This window comes from Sphingomonas sp. NCPPB 2930, assembly GCF_042867205.1.
GTDB lineage: Bacteria > Pseudomonadota > Alphaproteobacteria > Sphingomonadales > Sphingomonadaceae > Sphingomonas.
On the sequence record NZ_JBHZQU010000009.1, the window covers coordinates 1 to 18601 of the forward strand.

The window sequence follows — 18601 nt, forward strand, 5'->3', positions numbered from 1 at the left end:
CTCACCCAAGCTGCGCTAGCCAGCAGGCTGGCAAGCTCCGCTAACCCTCTCCCCTGTCCAGGGGAGAGGGAAGAAGACGCCATCCCGAACGTCCATCGGCCTTATGCCGAGACGGGGGCGCTGGCGTCACGGGGCAGGAGTTTTTGGAAGTCCTGCCAGGAGTCCGTCATTTCCGTCAGTTCGTGGCGTTGCCGGTCGGTCAGCATATTTTGACGACCGGCATCCAAGGACTTGTTCACCAGCGCGACGATCTGCGAAACGCGTGTGTCCGCATCCTCGCCGCTGCGGGCGATGGTGAGGGTCGATGCGGCGAGGTCGGCCCGGATCGGGGTGGCGTCGGCCATCCTGTCGAACACCCGGCCGAGGATCGCGGTGGCCTCCTCCTTATGCTCGGGGGCGATCAGGCGGTCGGCGATCGCGGTCATCTTCATGTGCTTCAGCGCGAATTCGGCCGCATTGGTGGTGTCGCTGCGCTGCCCCTGCTGCGGCAGGACGCTCGTCAGCGCGGCGGTGAGGGCCTCTTTCGCTGATGCGCCGTCCTTCAGCATCCCATAGAGCGGAGCGACATCGGCCGCGAAGGGCGCGGTATAGGGATTGGTGACGAGCGTGTTGCCGGTATCGCCCAGATCGATACCCCCGCCGCGCCCGATTACGTCCTGGCGGGCGGCGAGCAGCGCCTTGACCGTCTTGTCATAGGTCACGGGGGCCTGGGGTTTCGCGACGGACCCCTTCTCCAAGGTCTCCAGGGCCTCGAACGCCTCGCGGGAGATCGAGATGGTGGTCGGTCCCTTCGGCTTGTCGAAAGGCGATGGCGGCGACGCCGGGGCGTCCTGGCCCGACAACGGGCTGAAGCGGATCGGAGAGGCGGACGAAACGGGCGAGATCATGGCCTTTATGACGGCCGTTTCATCTGAATCCTAACCGATTTATCTTTGCCGCCGCGTCGCCGCCTGCCATCGTTTCGCGCCTATGACCGCGCTGATCGCCGATTATTACCGCCATCTCACAGTCGACCTGCGACGGTCCGACCATACGGTGCGGGCCTATGTCGCCACGGCCGGGCGGCTGTGCGGCTTCCTGGGCGAACATTGGGGGGAGGCCCTGGACGGCGGGGCGCTCGCCCGCCTGACCGCCGCCGACCTGCGCGCCTATCTCGCGCGGCGTCGCGGGGAGGGGCTGACATCGGCCTCGACGGCGCGGGAATTGTCGGCGGTGCGCCATTTCCTGCGCTGGGCGGGGGCCGAGCCGCCGCCGATGAAGGGCCCGCGCCGCAAGCGGACGATCCCCCGCCCACAGGCCCCCGCCGACATCATGGCGCTGGGCGAGGATGTCGCTGAAAACGCCGCCGAGCCCTGGATCGCGGCACGCGACTGGGCGGTATTGATGCTGCTCTATGGCGCGGGGCTGCGGATCGGGGAGGCGCTGTCGCTGCCGGCGGGCATCTTGCCGCTGGGCGAGACGATCCGTGTCACCGGCAAGCGCAACAAGACGCGGATCGTGCCGCTGCTGCCCGAGTTGCGCGCCGCGATCGAGGCCTATGCCGCGCAGATGCCCTTTGCGGTGGCGGGCGACGAGCCGCTGTTCCGGGGTGCCAAGGGCGGGCCGCTGTCGCCCACGATCATCCGGCGCGCGGTCCAGGCGGCGCGGGAGCGGCTGGGGCTGGCGGCGCGGACGACACCGCACGCGCTGCGGCACAGTTTCGCCACCCATTTGCTGGGCCGGGGCGCCGATCTGCGCCAGCTTCAGGAACTGCTCGGCCATGCCAGCCTGAGTTCGACGCAAATCTATACCGAGGTCGATGCCGCAAGGCTGCTCGACATCTATCGAACCGCGCATCCTCGCGCCTGAGGCGCGGGCGGATCATCGCTCGCCGCGTGGCTTCCAGGTGAAGACCCGCCAGAGATAGCCGACTGCGATCGCCCCCGTCATCACGATGGCGGCGGGGCCGACATAGCGGTCGATCGCCTCGAAATTGGCGCCCAGCCAAAGCCCCGCATAGGCCAGGATGGCGTTCCAGATCGTGCTGCCTGCAAAGGTCCAGATCAGGAACTTGGCCAGCGGCATCCGCGTGATCCCGGCGGGAAGCGAGATCAGGGTGCGGAAGGCGGGCATGAAGCGGAACACGAACACCACCCAGCCGCCATGCCGAACGAAGAATTCGTGCAGCCGCTCGACATCGCGCCATTCCATCGTCAGCCAGCGGCCATGGCGATCGATAAAGGGGCGGAACCGCTCATAGCCGATATAGCGGCCGACCGCGTACCAGGCATAATTGCCCGCCGTGGTCCCCGCCGTGCCCCACAGGATCAGCGGAATCATCTCCATCTGCCCGCGCGCGACCGCCATGCCGCCCAGGCCCATGATGACCTCGGACGGGATGGGGGGCAGGATATTTTCCAGCGCCATCAGCAGGAAGATGCCGAAATAGCCGCCCCAGGCGATCAGGTTGAGGATGAAATCGGTCATGCTTGATGGACTGTACCGCCGAACGCAGGGGCGGTTCCCGTATCGCTGCGGCGAACGCGGCGAAAGGGGGAAGCCGCTTGACGAGGCGAGCGGGTTGCGCGAACCCGACGACCATGGCCGACACGTCCCCCTCATCGCCCAAATCGTCGGAAGCGAAGGATACGCTGCGCTTCTTCCTGAAGCTGGCGCTGTTCGTCTTCATCCTGCGCAGCTTCATCGTCACGTCCTTCGTGATCCCGTCGGAATCGATGCTGCCACGGCTGTTGATCGGCGATTACCTGTTCGTGACGAAGTGGAATTACGGCTATTCGCGCTGGTCCCTTCCGTTCGGCGTGCCGTTGCTGCCGGGGCGGATATTGGGCCGCGATCCGGCGCGCGGCGATGTGGTGGTGTTCCGCTCGCCGGGGCCCGATGATCATGACGTCATCAAGCGGGTGATCGGCCTGCCCGGCGATACGATCCAGGTGACGAACGGGCAGGTGATCCTGAACGGCCGTCCTGTGCCCAAGCAGCGCGTCGCCGATTTCGTCCTGCCGCTGACCCCCAATTTCGGGCCGACCGAGTGCGGCGCGGCCTATCTCGACTCGGTCGGCGGCCGGTCGGTCTGCCGCTATCCCCGGTTCCGCGAGACGCTCCCGGGCGGCAAGAGCTATGACGTGATCGACCAGGGCAATTTCCCCGATCGCGACGATACCGGCGTCTATACCGTGCCCGCCGGGCGGGTCTTCCTGATGGGCGACAATCGCGACGATTCGGCCGACAGCCGCTTCGCGCCGCCGATGGGCATGGGGGTGATCCCGATGGACCGGCTGGAGGGGCGCGCCGCCGTCACCTTCTTCTCGACCGATGGTTCGGCCGAATGGATCAAGCCATGGACCTGGGTGACCGCCGCGCGCTGGAGCCGGATCGGAGAAGGGTTTTGAGCGCGGTCGATGACTGGCTGAAGGCGATCTTCGGCCGCGCGCCCGCCGACACCGCGCCGTTCCAGCGTGCGCTGACCCATGGCAGCCAGGCGGCGGAGAATTACGAGCGGCTGGAGTTTCTCGGCGACCGGGTGCTGGGGCTGGTCATGGCCGAATGGCTGTGGGAGCAATTCCCGAACGAGCCCGAGGGGCAACTGTCGCGGCGTCTCAATTCGCTGGTGACGGGCGCCGTCTGCGCCGATGTCGCGCGCGACCTGGGGGTGCGCGAGCATCTGCGGCTGGGCAAGCAGGCGCGCGATGACGGCGCGTCGGACAGCGACAATGTGCTGGGCGACGTGATGGAGGCGCTGATCGGTGCCTGGTATCGCGAGGCGGGGCTGGACGCGGCGCGCGGCTTCATCCGCAAGGCCTGGGGCGATCGGGTGCATGCGCAGGGCAAGGCGCCGCAGCATCCCAAGTCGGCGCTGCAGGAATGGGCCGCCGCGCATAATCGCAAGGCGCCCGAATATGTGGTGACGGATCGCTCGGGACCGCACCATGCGCCGCGCTTTACCGTGGCCGTCCGGATCGGCCGCACAGCGGAGGCCAGCGCGAGCGGCGCGAACAAGCAGGAAGCGGAGACGGCCGCCGCCAAGGCGTTGCTGGCGAAGCTGAAGGCCTGAGTCGGGGGAAGGGCCGGGGCGTGGGCTTCGACTTCGCTCAGCCTGAACGGAGGTTGGGGAAGAAGGCCGTTTTAAACAACAGCCGTTCAGCCTGAGCGAAGTCGAAGGCCAAGCCCCGACCCCGCCCAAGCACCGAAATCAACGCCCCCTGGCGGCCGCCGCTTCCTTTCTGGCCTGAACCTTCGCGCGGTGGTGTCCGATCGCGCAGCCCGCGACCGCGCCCAGCACGGCATGGCCCTTGCCGACGAAATGCCCGGCAACGCCGCCGACCGCCGCGCCCTTGAGGCAGCCCTTGGCCGAGGCCGGGCCCGCCGCCGTCAGCAGGATCGCGGCCGACAGGGTGGTCATCAGGGTCTTCATGACACGCACTCCTTTGCGAAAACGGAGCGGGGATATGGCCGGTGACGAATGGCCGGGTACTGATCGCGATGTGACGATCCGTCCATGCGGGCTTTTCCTTGCAGGCAGGGCCGCTTCGCCTGTACCGCTGGGGCATGACTGAACAACGTTGCGGCCTCGTGGCCGTCGTCGGCGCGCCCAATGCCGGCAAATCCACCCTCGTCAATGCGCTGGTCGGCCAGAAGGTGGCGATCGTCAGCCCCAAGGCGCAGACGACTCGCGCTAAGCTGCTCGGCGTGGCGATCGAGGGGGATGCGCAGATCCTGCTGGTCGACACCCCCGGCATCTTCGAGCCCAAGCGCCGCCTGGACCGCGCGATGGTCGCCGCCGCCTGGGAAGGCGCGGAAGGGGCCGACATCCTGGCGCTGGTCGTCGACGGCAAGGGCGGGATCGGGCCGAAGGTGACCGCCATCGCCGAGTCGATTGCGCACCGGCCCGAGCCCAAGCACCTGATCCTCAACAAGGTCGACATCGCCGACAAGGCGCGGTTGCTGGGCCATGCCGAAAAGCTGAACGCGGTCGTGGCGTTCGACGAGATCTGGTTCGTCTCGGCGCAGACCGGCGACGGACTGCCCGAGTTGAAGGGGCATCTGGCGAAGCTGATGCCCGAGGGGCCCTGGCATTATCCCGAGGACCAGGTCTCCGACGCGACCGAGCGCGCGCTGGCCGCCGAGGTGACGCGCGAGCAGATCTATCTCCAGCTCCATGCCGAACTGCCCTATGCCAGCGCGGTCGAGACCGAGGCCTATAAGGAGCGCGAGGACGGATCGGTCGAGATCCACCAGCAGATCCTGGTCGAACGTCCCACCCAGCGCGCGATCGTGCTGGGCAAGAACGGCGTGCGGATCAAGGAGATCGGCGCCAAGGCCCGCGAGGAACTGTCGCGCATTTTGGGGCACAAGGTGCACCTGTATCTGCACGTGAAGGTGAAGCCGGGCTGGGACGAGGATCGCTCGGTTTACAAGGATATTGGGTTGGATTGGGTGGATTGATTGTTTGGGGTGGGGTCTCGGTGAGACACCAGGCCCTCCCCCATCCCCCCCGCTTGCGGGAGGGGCGTGCTTTAAGACTGATGGAGCGCATAAGCCACGAGCGTATCGCTTCTTGAAGCGCTGCCTAGTTGGGCTAGGCACGCCCCTCCCGCAAGCGGGAGGGGATGGGGGAGGGCCGGGGGCTAGGCACCAACCTCACCCAACCGCCCCAAGGCCCATTCTGCGGCTTCGACGACAACCGGATCGGCATCCCCCAACAACCCCCGCAACACCGGCACCAGCTCCGCCGCCCCGCTATTCCCCGCCGCGATCGCCGCATTGCGCACCATCCGGTTCCGCCCGATCCGCTTGATCGGCGACCCCGCGAAGACCTGCCGAAACTCGGCATCGTCCAGCGAGAGGATATCCCCCAGCTCCGGCGCGGTCAGTTCGGCGCGCGGATGGAACGCCATATTCGCCTGCGCCGCCGCCGCGAACTTGTTCCACGGGCACACCGCCAGGCAATCGTCGCAGCCATAGATGCGGTTGCCCATCGCCGCCCGGAATTCCTCCGGGATCGGCCCCGCATGTTCGATGGTCAGATAGGAGATGCACCGCCTGGCATCGAGCTGATAGGGCGCCGGAAACGCGTCGGTCGGGCACGCCCGCTGGCACGCATCGCACCGCCCGCAGGTGTCGCGCGCCACCGCGTCGGGCTCCAGTTCCAGCGTGGTGTAGATCGCCCCCAGGAACAGCCAGCTGCCATGCTCGCGACTGACGAGGTTGGTATGCTTGCCCTGCCAGCCCAGCCCCGCCGCTTCGGCCAGCGGCTTTTCCATGACCGGCGCGGTGTCGACAAAGACTTTGAGGTCGCAAGCCCCCTCCTGCGCCAGCCAGCGGCCCAGCGCCTTCAGCTGCCGCTTCACCACGTCGTGATAATCGGCACCCTGCGCATAGACCGAGATGCGCCCGATCCGCCCATGATCGGCCAGCCGCATCGGGTCCTCGGCGGGGGCATAGCTGACGCCCAGCGAGATGATGCTCTTCACCTCGGGCCACAGGCTGGCGGGGCTCTGCCGCTGGTGCGCGCGGTCGGCCATCCAGATCATCGATCCGTGCCGCCCCTCGGCCAGCCACTGGTGCAGCCGCTCGACGGTCCTGGGCGCGGCATCGGCATGGGTGATGCCGATCGCGGCAAAGCCCAGTTCGGCCGCCTTCGCCTTGATCCGGGTTTCCAGCTTGTCTTGCGCCACGCAGGCCCGCTACCACAGGCGATCAGGGAGGAACAGTTGCGTGGATAATCAGTGGGCGGTCACCGCCTCGGGCCTCGCCAAACGTTTCGGGGATCGCCGGGTGGTCGACGGGGTCGACATCGCGGTGCCGACCGGGGCGGTGTACGGCGTGCTGGGCCCCAACGGCGCCGGCAAGACGACCACGCTTCGGATGCTGCTCGGCATCATCGAACCCGATGAGGGGCAGCGCACGCTGCTGGGCCATGCCCATCCGCGCGATGCCAGCGACATGGTCGGCTATCTGCCCGAGGAGCGCGGGCTGTACCCGGCGATGAAGGCGCGCGAGGCGATCGCCTTCATGGGCGCGCTGCGCGGGCTCGACTGGGCAACCGGCCGTGCGCGCGCGGTCGAACTGCTGGAGCAGGCCGGGCTCGGCCATGCCGCCGACAACAAGATCCGCAAATTGTCCAAGGGCATGGCGCAGCTGGTCCAGCTGCTCGGCTCGGTCGTGCATCGCCCGAAACTGCTGGTGCTGGACGAGCCGTTCTCGGGGCTCGATCCGGTCAACCAGGAACGGCTGGAGGCGCTGATCCTGGGCGAGCGCGACCGGGGGGCGACGATCCTGTTCTCCACCCATGTCATGGCGCATGCCGAGCGGCTGTGCGACCGGCTGGCGATCATCGCAGGCGGACAGCGGCGGTTCGAGGGGACGGTGGACGAGGCGCGCGGCACGCTGCGTTCCTGGGTCCGGTATCGTCCGCGCGATCCCGCGCAGGTCCTGCCGCCGCTCTTGCCCGCCGATGCGGTGCGCGACGGCGAGGATTGGCGATTCCCGTTGCCCGATGAGGGGATCGAGCCGGTGCTCGGACGGCTGCTCGCGGCCGGGGCTGGGGTACTGAACCTGTCGATCGAGCGCCCCAGCCTGCACGAAGCCTTTGTCCGCATCGTCGGTGCGCCCGCCGAGGAGATCGCGGCATGAATTCCACCCGCCGCCTGATCCGCCAGACGATGACGATCGCGCGCCGCGATTTCATCGCGACCGTCTTCACGCCGATCTTCCTCCTGTTCCTGTTCGCGCCGCTCATCATGGTCGCGTTCAGCACCATCGGCGCGATGGGCGCCGCCCAGGCCGCCGATCACGGCGCCGACCATGTCCGCATCGTCGCGATCGTCCCTGACGCCCTGGCGGGCAGCTTCGTGGAGGCCGACCGGCGGTCGCGCGCCATCTTCCGCCGCGACGAGGAGCCGCCCGCGCTGGTCACCCTTGCCCCGGCACGCGATCCGGCGGCCCAGGCGCGCGCCGCGTTCGAATCGCGGGATTATGACGCGACCGCGGTGCTCTATGGCCCGCTCGACCGGCCGACCCTGCTCTATGGCGCACGCGGCTCGCGCGCGGCGGATTATCTGGCCGTGCTGGCGGGCAGCGCGCTGGCGGCCGAGCGGCTGGGCGGAGAATTGCCGCGCGTCACGCCGACCAAGATCAGCTTTTCGCGCCAGCGCGCGACGCTGGGCGGGCAGAACCAGACCGCGTTCCTGGCGGTGTTCGGCGTGTTCTTCCTGACCCTGTTCCTGGCGGGGCAGGTCGTCGGCACCATGGCGGAGGAACGCTCGAACAAGGTGATCGAGGTGCTGGCCGCCGCCGTGCCGCTGGAGGCGGTGTTCCTGGGCAAGCTGCTGGGCATGTTCGGGGTGGCGGTGCTGTTCGTCGGCTTCTGGGGCACGGTGCTGGGCCAGGTGACGAGCGTCCTGCCCCCGGCGTTCAGCGGGGTGGTCGGCGAATTGTCTCCTGCGGTTGGCCTGCCGATATTCGCGATCCTGTTCGTCAGCTATTTCACCATGGCCTATCTGTTGCTGGGATCGGTATTCCTGACGATCGGCGCGCAGGCGACGACGATGCGCGAGATCCAGATGCTCTCGCTGCCCATCACCATCGTCCAGGTCGGCATGTTCACCCTGACGCTGAGCGGCCTGTCCAAGCCCGACAGCTGGCTGGCACGGGTGGCGGAGATATTCCCGCTATCCTCGCCCTTCGCGATGGCGGGCATGGCGGCGGCGAGCCCCTCGCTCTGGCCGCATGCGCTGGCGCTGGCGTGGCAGGCGCTATGGGTGGCGATCTTCGTGACGCTGGGAGCACGGCTGTTTCGGCGCGGCGTGCTGCAATCGAGCAGCACGCGGCCCTTCTGGCGGCGCAAGGGCTGACCCCCTGTCATCGGGCGGCGGCCTTCCTATCTTGGGGGCATGAGCACGCAACCTGCTGATCGCCGCGCCTTTCTCTCGCTTGCCGGTCTGGGGCTGGCGGGGATGGGGCTGTCCGCCTGCGGCCGCGAGGCGGTGGCCGCCGAGCGCTATCCGGTGGCGATGAGCGACGCGGCATGGCGGCAGAAGCTCGGCCCGGCGGCCTATGCGGTGTTGCGGAAGGAAGGGACCGAGCGGCCCTATAGCAGCCCGCTCAATGACGAGCATCGCAGCGGCGTCTTCGGGTGCAAGGGCTGTGGCCAGCCGCTCTTTTCGTCCAGGACGAAGTTCGACAGCGGCACCGGCTGGCCGAGCTTCTGGGCATCCCTGCCCCGCGCGGTCGGCACCACGTCCGACCGGTCGCTGATGATGGAGCGCGTGGAGGTGCATTGCAGCCGCTGCGGCGGGCATCTCGGCCATGTCTTCGACGACGGGCCCAAGCCGACGGGTAAGCGTTATTGCATGAACGGCGTGGCGATGACGTTTCGGGCGGGGTGAGGGGGCGAACGGCCCTTCACACTGAGCGCAATCGAAGCATAGGCGCGCTGGGTGAGGTGTTCCCTTGGCCTTCGACTTCGCTCAGGCTGAACGGGGGTTTGGAAGAGGAATGGGGGCAGCTTCCGCCCCGTTCGACCTTATCCGGTCACGCTGTGCGACGTCGAAGCGTATGTCCCGCGTGATACGCCGGGCTTTCCCGGCCATCGCCGACGCGGGCCGGGCGGAAAATCTTACTGGGTCGGGGCCGCGAAGGTCAGGATGCCCGAGACCCGGCTGTCGGTGCGCGAGGCGATCTCGTTGGCGGGCATGGCGCTGCTCGGTGCATGGTCCGCATAGATGAAGCCCTTGGTCGGATAGGCCGACGTGCCTAGGTCGCCATTGGGGCCGTACCACACCTTGACCATCGACCAGTCATTGTCGGGCGAGACGTCGATCGCGCGGACATCGCGCTCGATGCCGCCGCGGCGCGACCAGTTGGCATGGGTGAGCAGGACTTCGCGGTTGCTGATGACCCGGCTGACCATCGCGACATGGCCGACGCGCATCCGGTGGGTCGCTTCGAAGGCGAGGACCGATCCTTCCTTCGGGGTGTGGCCGCGCTCGTAACGGCCCTCGGCCTGGCCCCACCAGGTGTTGGCGTTGCCGTGAAGATCGATGCCCGAAATCTCGCGGGCATAGGGTGCGCACTGCCAGAACTGCGCCGCAGCAGGGGTGGCCATCATCAGGCCGCACGATGCCATCAGCGCGAATCGCACTGCAAATGCCTTGAACTTCACATGACCCCCCGGTCGGAATGTCGGTGTGAGTGTCGATTAACCGGGGCTAAACGGGTTGGAAAGCGCAGGCGCAACCATATCCGGTGAACGGTGTTGCGGCGGCGATGACCTGAGAATCCGGCGGCGAAACGAGTTTTTCGTTCCTCGTTTCGCCGCGCGGCAGGCTCGTTTTATCGTCCGAGCAGGCGGTCGACCGTAACCTGGGTCACCGAATGATAGCCGGGACGCGCCTTGTCATAGATTCGCCTGGCCAGCGCCTGGCCCCATTCGCCCTGTCCCTGAAGCTGCTGGAACAGCGGCGCGACGAACTTGCGGCGGCCCTGTGCGGTCAGGAACTGCTCGGCCGACGCCTCGGCGGGCGGATAGCGGTTGGCGAGCGCGAGGCGCAGCCAGGCGAAGCGGATCTCGCTATTGCCCGTCCCGTTCCAGTGGAAACGGCCATCGAGCGCGGCGAGCCGTTCGGCGGACAGCTGGCGGGGCAGCTGGTCGAGGAAGCGGACATATTCCTGCGTCGTGACCTTGTCCGGCACCGCCGAGACCGGGCCGCCCGCCGCGAAGGCCTTGGCCGCCGCGTCGATCGCGGGGAAGGCGTCGGAGCGGACATGGACCGCATTGGCGGGAATGCCGGGCTGATAGACCCATTGGTCGACGCCGATCCTCGCGTCCTCGCCGGGCTTGAGCAGGTTCTGGCGCAAGTCGGCCAGGAAGCCGGCGCTCGTCTGCGGCTGGAAGGCATGGCGGTCGAAATAGCCGCGCAGATACGCGTCCCAGCGTGCGCGCCCGACGACGGACTCGATCGTCCGCAGGAAGGTCGCGCCCTTGTCATAGGCGATCTGGGTCATGCCGTCATCGGGGTCGCGCGCGGCATTCAGGTCGAGATGCAGCTTGGTGTCGGGCGACTGAGGGCCACCGGCTTCCTTCACCGCATTCTGCATGTCGGTCCAGGCCAGGTCCGCCTCCATCGCGGCGCGGCGCTTGCCGTACATCGACTCCATGATCCGGTTCTCGAAATAGCTGGTGAAGCCCTCGTTCAGCCAGAAATCGTCCCAGGTCGCGTTGGTGACGAGATTGCCCGACCAGCTATGCGCCAGCTCATGCGCGATCAGGCTGACGAGGCTGCGGTCGCCCGCCAGCACGGTCGGCGTGGCGAAGGTCAGCATCGGGTTTTCCATGCCGCCGAACGGAAAGCTGGGCGGCAGGACCAGCACGTCATAGCGGCCCCAGCGATAGGGGCCGTACAGCCCCTCGGCGGCGGTGACGAACTTGTCGAGCCCGGCAAACTCCCATGCCGCCTTGTCGAGCATCGCGGGCTCGGTCCAGATGCCGGTATGGGCGCTGAGCGGCTTGAACTTCAGGTCGCCGATGGCAAGCGCGATCAGATAGGGAGCGACCGGCTTGTCCATGCGATAGCTGGCGGTGTGGCGGCCATCGTTGCAGGACGTCTCGCCGGTCCGCTCGCCGCTCATCACTACGGTCAGCGCGCAGGGGGCGTTGACGGTAGCGTCCCAGGTCTGGCGGATGCCGGGCGAATCCTGGGTCGGAATCCAGCTGCGGTTGAGGATCGCCTCGCCCTGGCTGAACAGATAGGGCTGTTTCTTGCCCGCCGTCTGCTCGGGCGACAGCCATTGCAGCGCCTTGGCCCCCGGTGCGGAGGCATAGGCGATCTTGACCGTACGCTGGCCGTTCAGCGTGATGGTCAGCGGCGCGCCGTGCACCTTGTCGACCGTGCCGACCGTATAGGGCAGGGGCCGGTTCTGCGCATCGGTGACGGTGACGATGCGCAGGCCGTTGTCGTCGACGACCAGCTGCCGGGCATCCGGCCTGGCATCGACCGACAGGGTCGCGATGCCGCGCATCACATGGGTGTCGAAATCGGCATAGAGGTTCAGCGAGACATGCGTGACCCGCGCCTCCAGCGGTCGGGCATAGCTGTGCACGTCGCGCGCGTCGGGGCTGGCCAGGACAGGCGCGACGGTCGGGGCGGGGGCGGGGCTTTGGGCGGCGAGCAGCATCGCCAGGGCGGCAACGGACATGGATACTCCGGATGGGACAGGATGATTGCACTATAGCCCGCCCGGCCCGGATTGGGAGGGCTCTGGACCCGGGCGGCCGGGATACCCAGTTAGAAGCGCATGGATGAATTGACGCTGGCCGTGGTCGGGATCGACTTTCCCAATGAGGACAAGGCGGGGAGCAACCGGCGCTTCGAGCTGCTGGCATCGGCCGTCGGCGATCCCGTGACGCTGCGGCCCGAGCCGCGCAACCGGCACGATCCCCATGCGGTCGCGGTGTTCAGCGCGCGGGATGTCCAGGTCGGCTATCTCTCCGCCGAACGCGCGCCGCTGATCGGCGCCCGGATCCGGCGTGGTGAGGTGGTGCGCGCCGTCTTTCAGGGGCTGAGCGGATCGGTCGCCTATATCCGGGTCCGCTTCGGTGGCGAACCGCCAAGCCTGCCGCCTTTGCGCCCGGACGCGCCCTCACGGGGCGATGATTTCTTCCCCGACCCGGACGGCCCCGACTGGGGCGCCTGAGCCTCTGTCCCCGGGCAACAAAAAAGGGAGCCAAAACGGCCCCCTTTTCCGTGCATGTCACCATGCGATGATGGCCGGAGCGGGCCTAGACCCGCCCCCGACGATCAGTTGCTGTCCGAGTTGTCGTCCTTGACGATCGCGACGACGCCGATGGCGACCACGCCAGCAGCGATCAGCGCGGCGAGGATGCCGCCGCCGGCCAGCTTGTTACCCTTGGCGGTCGGAGCCGACGCGCGGACCGACTTGGCGACCGACAGGCTCGAAGCGGCGTTGGTCGGCGCAGCGGCGACCGGAGCAGCGACGAGGGCGGTGGCAGCAACGGCAGACAGGAACTTCATCATATATAATCTCCCATGGCGAACTACAGCCAAGACGCGGCGTTGTTCTTCGTCCCGATAGCGCATACGCTTCGATCCGCAAAATTGTTCCTGCAGCGCATCAATTTTTTGCAAATGCACGGAACCCTTTTGCAACACCCATAAATCATGAAGATTTGTTAACCACTTGGCGTCCCGGTCATGGGCAGGTCACGGCCATCGCCGGACCTGTGGTGCATTTCATCCACACCGGGAGCCGGTGCCGCCTGCCGGTCAGCGTCCGCCGTCACGCCTGGTCAGCGCCGCGACACAACTGGCACGGTCGATCGCGCTGCCATCGGGTTCGCGCGCGTCGATATAGGTGACGCGCGGCTCGGCCCCGTCCTTGGGGTAGAGATAGGCGTCGAGGACGCAGAAGCGGCCCTGATATTGCAGCTTGCGCGCGGTCCCCTCGCGCACATCGGCATCGGCCGTGCCGAACAGCTTGGTCAGCCCGGCGGCGTCCTGCCCCAGCACCCGCTCCAGCCCGACGCTGGTATAGGGCACCGGCACCGGGACCATGCCGCCGGTGCGGACCGGCGCGGCGGTCTGCGGTACGGTACAGCCCGCCAGCGCGATCGGGGGCAGCAGCATCAGCGCGAATGGGCGGTTCATGCCTTACGTCTCATGTGAAAGAAATGGGTCGCCATGCTCGCCCCCAGGACGGGGGCCAGCAGGTTCACCCCCGGAACCACGAACAGGGCGGCGGCGGCAAGCCCCAACAGGAAGCGCGCGGGTCCGGTCGCCTTGCGCCAGCGACGCATGGCGGCCCGGTCCATGTGCCGCGCCGCCACCATGTCGCCCAGATCACGCGCAAGCAGCCAGCCATTGACGACCAGAAAGGCCGCCGCCGTACCCACCCCGGTCGCCAGCAGGACGATATAGAGCGGCAGGAGGATCAGGTTGATCGCGATCACGCGCCCCGCCGACCCCAGGCCCATGGCGACCCCGCGCGCGAAGGGCACCGGCCGCGCGCTTGCCAGCCGGTCGGGATAATGGCGGGCCTCGACCGCGGCGACGATGTCGTCGGCGAACAGGCCGACCACCGCGACCGCCACCGCCCGAAAGGCGAGCCAGAAGGCCAGCAGTTCGACCACCACGATCAGCGCCGCCGACCATTCGCCCGCCTGCGCCCCCAGCCACCCGCTCAGCGCCGCGCGCACGCCCCACCACAAAGCGATCCCGGCGCCCGCGAACAGGGCGAGCGTGACCGCCAGCGAGCGAAACAGCACGCGGCGGATCGCAGGATCGCCAAGCTGGGCCAGCGACAGGAAAAAGGCGCGGATCATGGCGTCGGGAATGGCGCGGGGCCAAGGCTCGAGTCAATGCGCGGCGGCGTCCGCGCCTCCCTTGCGCGGGGGTAGCGCGCTGACTAGGGCGGCGGCATCACAGCTTTTTCCCGGAGTCCCTTTCTTGACCAACCCCACTTACGACGTGGTGGCGATCGGCAATGCCATCGTCGACATCCTCAGCCCGGCCGAAGATGACTTCATCGCCGAAAACGGCATGACCAAGGGCGCGATGCAACTGGTCTTCTCCCCCGAAGAGGCCGATGCGCTTTATGCCAAGATGGGGCCGGGGCGCGAGATTTCGGGCGGCTCGGCGGCCAATACGCTGGCGGGGATCGCGGCGCTGGGCGGCAAGACCGCGTTCATCGGCCAGGTCGCCGACGACCAGCTGGGTGAGGTCTTCGCGCATGACATCCGGGCGGCGGGCGTCCGCTACGACACGCCGGTCCGCGCCGGACAGCCGACGACGGGCCGCTGCATGATCTTTGTCAGCCCCGACGGGCAGCGGACGATGAACACCTTCCTGGGCGCGTCGCATTACCTGCCTGCCCAGGCGCTTGACCGCGCGCTGATCGCCGATGCCGCCTATCTCTATATCGAGGGCTATCTCTGGGATCCCGAAGAGCCGCGCGCCGCGATGCGCGCCGCGATCCAGGTCGCGCGCGAGGCGGGTCGCAAGATCGCCTTCACCGCCTCGGCCGAGTTCGTCATCGACCGTCATCGCGCCGATTTCCATGCGCTGATCGATGCCGGGCTGATCGACGTGATCTTCGCCAACGAGACCGAGATCGTCGCGCTGACCGAGACGGCGGATGTCGAGGCGGCGATCGCCTTCCTGAAGGACAAGGTCGAGACGCTGGTCGTCACGCTTGCCGAAAAGGGCGCGCTGGCGGTGCGCGGCGACGAGCGCGTGACCGTGCCCGCCCAGTCGGTGGACAAGGTGGTCGACACGACGGGCGCGGGCGACCTGTTCGCGGCGGGCTTCCTCCATGGGCAGACGCATGGCCGCGACCTGCAGGCCTCGCTGACCCTGGGCGCCGTCTGCGCGGCCGAGATCATCAGCCATTTCGGCGCGCGGCCGCAGGTCGATCTGAAGGCGCTCGCCGCCAGCCTGTAATCCGCCATCCGCCCCCGGGCCTTGGCCTGGGGGAATGGCAGCACCCCAAACAGAAAGGGCCGGAGGATCGCTCCTCCGGCCCTTTTCCATGGTCGTGAAACCGATCAGCGATCGAGCGGCCGGGCGACCTCCGGCTGCATAGCGGGGTCCTCGACCACGTCGATGATGCCGCGCCCGACATGGCTGCGCTTGCGGCTGTAGAGGAAGTAGATCAGCAGGCCGACCGCACCCCAGCCCGGCAGGACCAGGATCGCGATCAGCGGCAGCGAGAAGTACAGATAGGCGCACCCGATCATCGCGGCGGGGGCGACGATCCACACGGCGGGGGTGCGGAAGGGGCGCTTGCGGCCCGGATCGGTCCGGCGCAGCACCATCACCGACAGCGCCACCATGAAGAAGGCGAACAGCGTGCCCGAGTTGGAATAGTCGGCCAGCTTGCCGACCGGCAGGAAGGCCGAGGCGATGGTCGCGGCGATGCCGGTGACGATCGTCACGACGTGCGGGGTCCGATAGCGCGGATGCACCGAGGCGAGCTTTTCGGGCAGCAGGCCGTCGCGCGCCATGGTGAAGAACACGCGGGTCTGGCCGAACATCATCATAAGCACGACCGAGGGCAGCGCCAGCGTGGCGGCCAGGCCGATCAGGTTGCCGATCTTTTCCCAGCCGATGGTGCGCAGCACATGCGCCAGCGCCTCGCGCGAGCAGGACAGCGGCTCGGCCGCGCCGCCCGCGACGATCGCCTTGCAGCGATCGGCCAGTTCCGAGGTACCCGGCGACAGCAGGACGCCCGCGGCGTCCCGCACCGGCTGCGCGCCCAGCGGCGATCCGATCGCGCCCGCCGATACCAGCAGGTAGAAGATGGTGCAGAACAGCAGCGAGGCGATCAGGCCGATCGGCACGTTGCGCTGCGGATTCTTGGTTTCCTCGGCGGCGGTGGATACCGCGTCGAAGCCGACATAGGCGAAGAAGATCGACGCCGCCGCCCCCGCGACGCCGGTCAGTCCGGTCGGCATGAAGGGTTCGAAATGCGCGCCGTTCATGACCGGCACCGACAGCGCGATGAACAGGGTCAGCGCGGCGACCTTGATCGCGACCAGGATCGCGTTGACGCGCGCGCTCTCGGTCGTGCCGACGACGAGCAGCCAGGTGACCAGCAGCGAGATGATGACGGCGGGCAGGTTGATGTAACCGCCCGAGGAGGGGCCGTTGACCCATTCCATCGGTATGTCGATGCCCAGCAGGTTGCGGATCTGCCCCACCACATAACCCGACCAGCCGACCGCGACGGCGGACGCGCCGACCGCATATTCCAGGATCAGCGCCCAGCCGACCATCCAGGCGAGCAATTCGCCCATGACCGCATAGGTATAGGTATAGGCCGACCCCGCGACCGGCACCATCGAGGCCAGCTCAGAATAGCACAGCGCCGCCACCGCGCAGACGAAACCCGCCAGCACGAAGGACAGCATCATGCCCGGCCCCGCCTTTTGCGCGGCTTCGGAGGTGAGGACGAAGATGCCCGTGCCGATGACGGCGCCGATGCCCAGCATGGTCAGCTGGAACGCGCCTAGCGATCGTTGCAGCCCCTTCTTCTCAGCGGTCGCCAGAATGGCGTCCAGAGGCTTAACGCGCCCGAAAATCATGAATGTCCAATCCCCCCAAGGGAAGGGCCGCCCCGACAGGGGGCGCACCCGGCGTTCGGTGAATGATCCGGGAAGTTAGCTGCAATTTTATTACGCGCAATCCCTAAGACGCAGCCGATGCGGTCAGGGGAGGAGAAAGGCGTGCGTTTAAAGCCCCTGTCCCGGCAGGAGGAGGGGCAAGTGGCCCGGTCAGCGGGCCAGCATCGGGCCGAGCGGCTTGCCCGCCAGGATATGGACGTGGAGGTGGGGCACTTCCTGCCCGGCGTCCGGGCCGATATTCGCCAGCAGGCGGTAACCCGGCGCCACCGCGCCCGCCTCGCGTGCGACATGGCCGACCGCGCGGACGAAGCCCGTAATCTCCGCCTCGCTGGCGCGCGCCGAGAAATCGTTCCACGACACATAGGGGCCGCGCGGGATCACCAGAATATGCGTCGGGGCGTGCGGCGCGATGTCGTGGAATGCGACCGCCCATTCATCCTCATAGACGCGCTTCGAGGGGATTTCGTCGCGTAGGATCTTCGCGAAGATATTCTGGTCGTCATAGGGAAGCGTGGCGTCGATCGGCATGATAATCTCCGGGGGATCAGCGCGCGCGCGCGGCCTTTTCGTCGTGACCCGATATGCCCTCGCGCCGCGCGAGTTCGGCCCGGACATCGTCCAGCGACAGCCCCGCATCGGTCAGCAGCACGATCAGGTGGAAGAGCAGGTCGGCGGCCTCGGACACGATCTTGTCGGGCTGCGCCATGGCGGCGATGACGGTTTCCACCGCTTCCTCGCCCAGCTTCTGCGCGATTTTGGGCCGCCCCTTGGCGAACAGGCTGGCGGCGTAGGAAGTGGCGGCGTCGCCCTCGTCCCGGCGCGCGCGGATCGTGGCTTCGAGGCGGTCGAGCATGTCCATGGCGGCGTGGGTGGCGCAGGCGGCGGGCGGCGTCAATCCTTGCGATTCCGGCGACGCAGCGCACGCCGCAAAAACCAGATCGCGCCGATCGCAAAGACGAACAGCGCGATGTCCGACAACTCGGGATGGCTGCGCGGGCGGACGACGCCGCTATGGCCATTGGCCGAGGTCATGATGACGAGTGGCATGGGGGATGTTTAGCAGCCCGCTCGGCGGCGGTCATCGGGGGAGATTCCCACGCGAGGCTGCGAAGGTTTTTGGTTCGCGCGGAGGCGCGGAGGCGCGGAGGGTTTCGATTTGGGGCGGGCGCTGGCCCGTGCCCCCGATGTGGGAAGGTCTCCCGCCCGAAAGCGATGGCTCCGCAACCCCACCTCCGTTCAGCCTGAGCGAAGTCGAAGGCCACGGGAGTCCGGCGTGCCAAAGGGCAAAGCGGGGCTGCCGCGTGACCAATCTCTCCGCGCCTCCGCGCGAACCAAAAAACCTTCGCGGCTTCGCGGCTTCGCGTGAACCTCATGAACCCAGACCTGTGAACCTGCTTCGCGCAAGCGGTTGGTCCGCATCCTCCTACGGTTCGGAATGGCTGTGCGGGCGGACGCCGCCGTTAG

General features: G+C 67.7%; 22 protein-coding genes. 9 read left to right on the forward strand and 13 right to left on the reverse strand.

From position 1 onward, the window contains the following. Positions 1-101 precede the first annotated feature (101 nt). Positions 102-887: a hypothetical protein gene (locus ACFX59_RS11480; protein ID WP_387432400.1), complete on the reverse strand. Its 786-nt coding sequence runs from the start codon at positions 885-887 to the stop codon at positions 102-104. Positions 888-969: 82 nt separating this feature from the next. Between ACFX59_RS11480 and ACFX59_RS11485 the strand changes: the two genes are divergently transcribed. Further along, entirely contained in the window at positions 970-1848 is an 879-nt protein-coding gene (locus ACFX59_RS11485; RefSeq protein WP_387432401.1) for a tyrosine recombinase XerC, read from the forward strand. A gap of 12 nt (positions 1849-1860) precedes the next feature. On the opposite strand, the gene ACFX59_RS11490 is transcribed toward ACFX59_RS11485, so the two are convergent. Then, a complete protein-coding gene (locus ACFX59_RS11490) occupies positions 1861-2466 on the reverse strand; it encodes a DedA family protein (RefSeq protein WP_309692871.1) in 606 nt (201 codons plus the stop codon). Between the two features lie 113 nt (positions 2467-2579). Between ACFX59_RS11490 and lepB the strand changes: the two genes are divergently transcribed. Together lepB and rnc are read left to right on the forward strand one after the other, a co-directional pair. Then, positions 2580-3389 (forward strand): signal peptidase I, encoded by an 810-nt coding sequence (gene lepB / locus ACFX59_RS11495; protein WP_387432402.1) that lies wholly within the window; start codon positions 2580-2582, stop codon positions 3387-3389. Continuing rightward, positions 3344-4051: a ribonuclease III gene (gene rnc, locus ACFX59_RS11500; RefSeq protein WP_387432541.1), complete on the forward strand. Its 708-nt coding sequence runs from the start codon at positions 3344-3346 to the stop codon at positions 4049-4051. Before lepB ends, rnc begins: the two co-directional genes overlap by 46 nt. Before the next feature lie 138 nt (positions 4052-4189). On the opposite strand, the gene ACFX59_RS11505 is transcribed toward rnc, so the two are convergent. Then, the gene (locus tag ACFX59_RS11505) at positions 4190-4411 is read right to left on the reverse strand and encodes a hypothetical protein (protein ID WP_307103021.1); all 222 of its coding nucleotides are present in this window, start codon (positions 4409-4411) and stop codon (positions 4190-4192) included. Positions 4412-4545: 134 nt separating this feature from the next. On the opposite strand from ACFX59_RS11505, the gene era reads away from it, so the two are divergent. Then, on the forward strand, positions 4546-5442 hold the full coding sequence (gene era / locus ACFX59_RS11510) for a GTPase Era (RefSeq protein WP_387432404.1): 897 nt from the start codon (positions 4546-4548) through the stop codon (positions 5440-5442). Between the two features lie 182 nt (positions 5443-5624). On the opposite strand, the gene queG is transcribed toward era, so the two are convergent. Continuing rightward, a complete protein-coding gene (gene queG / locus ACFX59_RS11515) occupies positions 5625-6674 on the reverse strand; it encodes a tRNA epoxyqueuosine(34) reductase QueG (protein ID WP_387432405.1) in 1050 nt (349 codons plus the stop codon). A gap of 40 nt (positions 6675-6714) precedes the next feature. On the opposite strand from queG, the gene ACFX59_RS11520 reads away from it, so the two are divergent. Genes ACFX59_RS11520 through msrB form a run of 3 tightly spaced genes read left to right on the forward strand, consistent with a single transcriptional unit; the run spans position 6715 to position 9386 of the window. Next, positions 6715-7632 (forward strand): ATP-binding cassette domain-containing protein, encoded by a 918-nt coding sequence (locus ACFX59_RS11520; protein ID WP_309692885.1) that lies wholly within the window; start codon positions 6715-6717, stop codon positions 7630-7632. Then, positions 7629-8852: an ABC transporter permease gene (locus tag ACFX59_RS11525; RefSeq protein WP_387432408.1), complete on the forward strand. Its 1224-nt coding sequence runs from the start codon at positions 7629-7631 to the stop codon at positions 8850-8852. The genes ACFX59_RS11520 and ACFX59_RS11525 overlap by 4 nt, the downstream gene beginning before the upstream one ends. A 39-nt stretch (positions 8853-8891) precedes the next feature. Next, entirely contained in the window at positions 8892-9386 is a 495-nt protein-coding gene (msrB, locus tag ACFX59_RS11530; RefSeq protein ID WP_387432409.1) for a peptide-methionine (R)-S-oxide reductase MsrB, read from the forward strand. Positions 9387-9616: 230 nt separating this feature from the next. On the opposite strand, the gene ACFX59_RS11535 is transcribed toward msrB, so the two are convergent. Both ACFX59_RS11535 and ACFX59_RS11540 read right to left on the reverse strand, forming a co-directional pair. Next, positions 9617-10126 carry a CHAP domain-containing protein gene (locus ACFX59_RS11535; RefSeq protein ID WP_387432542.1) on the reverse strand — a complete coding sequence of 170 codons (510 nt, stop codon included), beginning with the start codon at positions 10124-10126 and terminating at the stop codon, positions 9617-9619. A gap of 206 nt (positions 10127-10332) precedes the next feature. Further along, complete coding sequence (locus tag ACFX59_RS11540) at positions 10333-12195, reverse strand: M1 family metallopeptidase (protein WP_387432410.1); 1863 nt, start codon at positions 12193-12195, stop codon at positions 10333-10335. 99 nt (positions 12196-12294) lie between these two features. Between ACFX59_RS11540 and ACFX59_RS11545 the strand changes: the two genes are divergently transcribed. Next, on the forward strand, positions 12295-12693 hold the full coding sequence (locus tag ACFX59_RS11545; RefSeq protein ID WP_387432412.1) for an HIRAN domain-containing protein: 399 nt from the start codon (positions 12295-12297) through the stop codon (positions 12691-12693). A 104-nt stretch (positions 12694-12797) separates the two neighbouring features. Here the strand turns inward: ACFX59_RS11545 and ACFX59_RS11550 are convergent, their stop codons facing one another. The 3 genes from ACFX59_RS11550 to ACFX59_RS11560 all read right to left on the reverse strand — a co-directional run bounded on the left by ACFX59_RS11550 (position 12798) and on the right by ACFX59_RS11560 (position 14338). Then, positions 12798-13034 (reverse strand): hypothetical protein, encoded by a 237-nt coding sequence (locus ACFX59_RS11550; RefSeq protein WP_307103037.1) that lies wholly within the window; start codon positions 13032-13034, stop codon positions 12798-12800. A 249-nt stretch (positions 13035-13283) separates the two neighbouring features. Then, positions 13284-13664 (reverse strand): hypothetical protein, encoded by a 381-nt coding sequence (locus ACFX59_RS11555; RefSeq protein WP_309692901.1) that lies wholly within the window; start codon positions 13662-13664, stop codon positions 13284-13286. Beyond that, on the reverse strand, positions 13661-14338 hold the full coding sequence (locus ACFX59_RS11560) for an EI24 domain-containing protein (protein WP_387432414.1): 678 nt from the start codon (positions 14336-14338) through the stop codon (positions 13661-13663). Before ACFX59_RS11560 ends, ACFX59_RS11555 begins: the two co-directional genes overlap by 4 nt. Before the next feature lie 124 nt (positions 14339-14462). On the opposite strand from ACFX59_RS11560, the gene ACFX59_RS11565 reads away from it, so the two are divergent. Next, positions 14463-15455, forward strand: a complete 993-nt coding sequence (locus tag ACFX59_RS11565; protein WP_387432416.1) for an adenosine kinase — start codon at positions 14463-14465, stop codon at positions 15453-15455. A 104-nt stretch (positions 15456-15559) separates the two neighbouring features. On the opposite strand, the gene ACFX59_RS11570 is transcribed toward ACFX59_RS11565, so the two are convergent. From ACFX59_RS11570 to ACFX59_RS11585, 4 genes are all read right to left on the reverse strand, one after another. Next, complete coding sequence (locus ACFX59_RS11570) at positions 15560-17098, reverse strand: amino acid permease (RefSeq protein WP_307103046.1); 1539 nt, start codon at positions 17096-17098, stop codon at positions 15560-15562. Between the two features lie 189 nt (positions 17099-17287). After that, a complete protein-coding gene (locus ACFX59_RS11575) occupies positions 17288-17665 on the reverse strand; it encodes a histidine triad nucleotide-binding protein (protein WP_387432417.1) in 378 nt (125 codons plus the stop codon). A gap of 16 nt (positions 17666-17681) precedes the next feature. Next, entirely contained in the window at positions 17682-17996 is a 315-nt protein-coding gene (locus tag ACFX59_RS11580; protein WP_307104744.1) for a phosphoribosyl-ATP diphosphatase, read from the reverse strand. A gap of 32 nt (positions 17997-18028) precedes the next feature. Further along, positions 18029-18184 (reverse strand): hypothetical protein, encoded by a 156-nt coding sequence (locus ACFX59_RS11585; RefSeq protein ID WP_261269242.1) that lies wholly within the window; start codon positions 18182-18184, stop codon positions 18029-18031. Between the last annotated feature and the right edge of the window lie 417 nt (positions 18185-18601).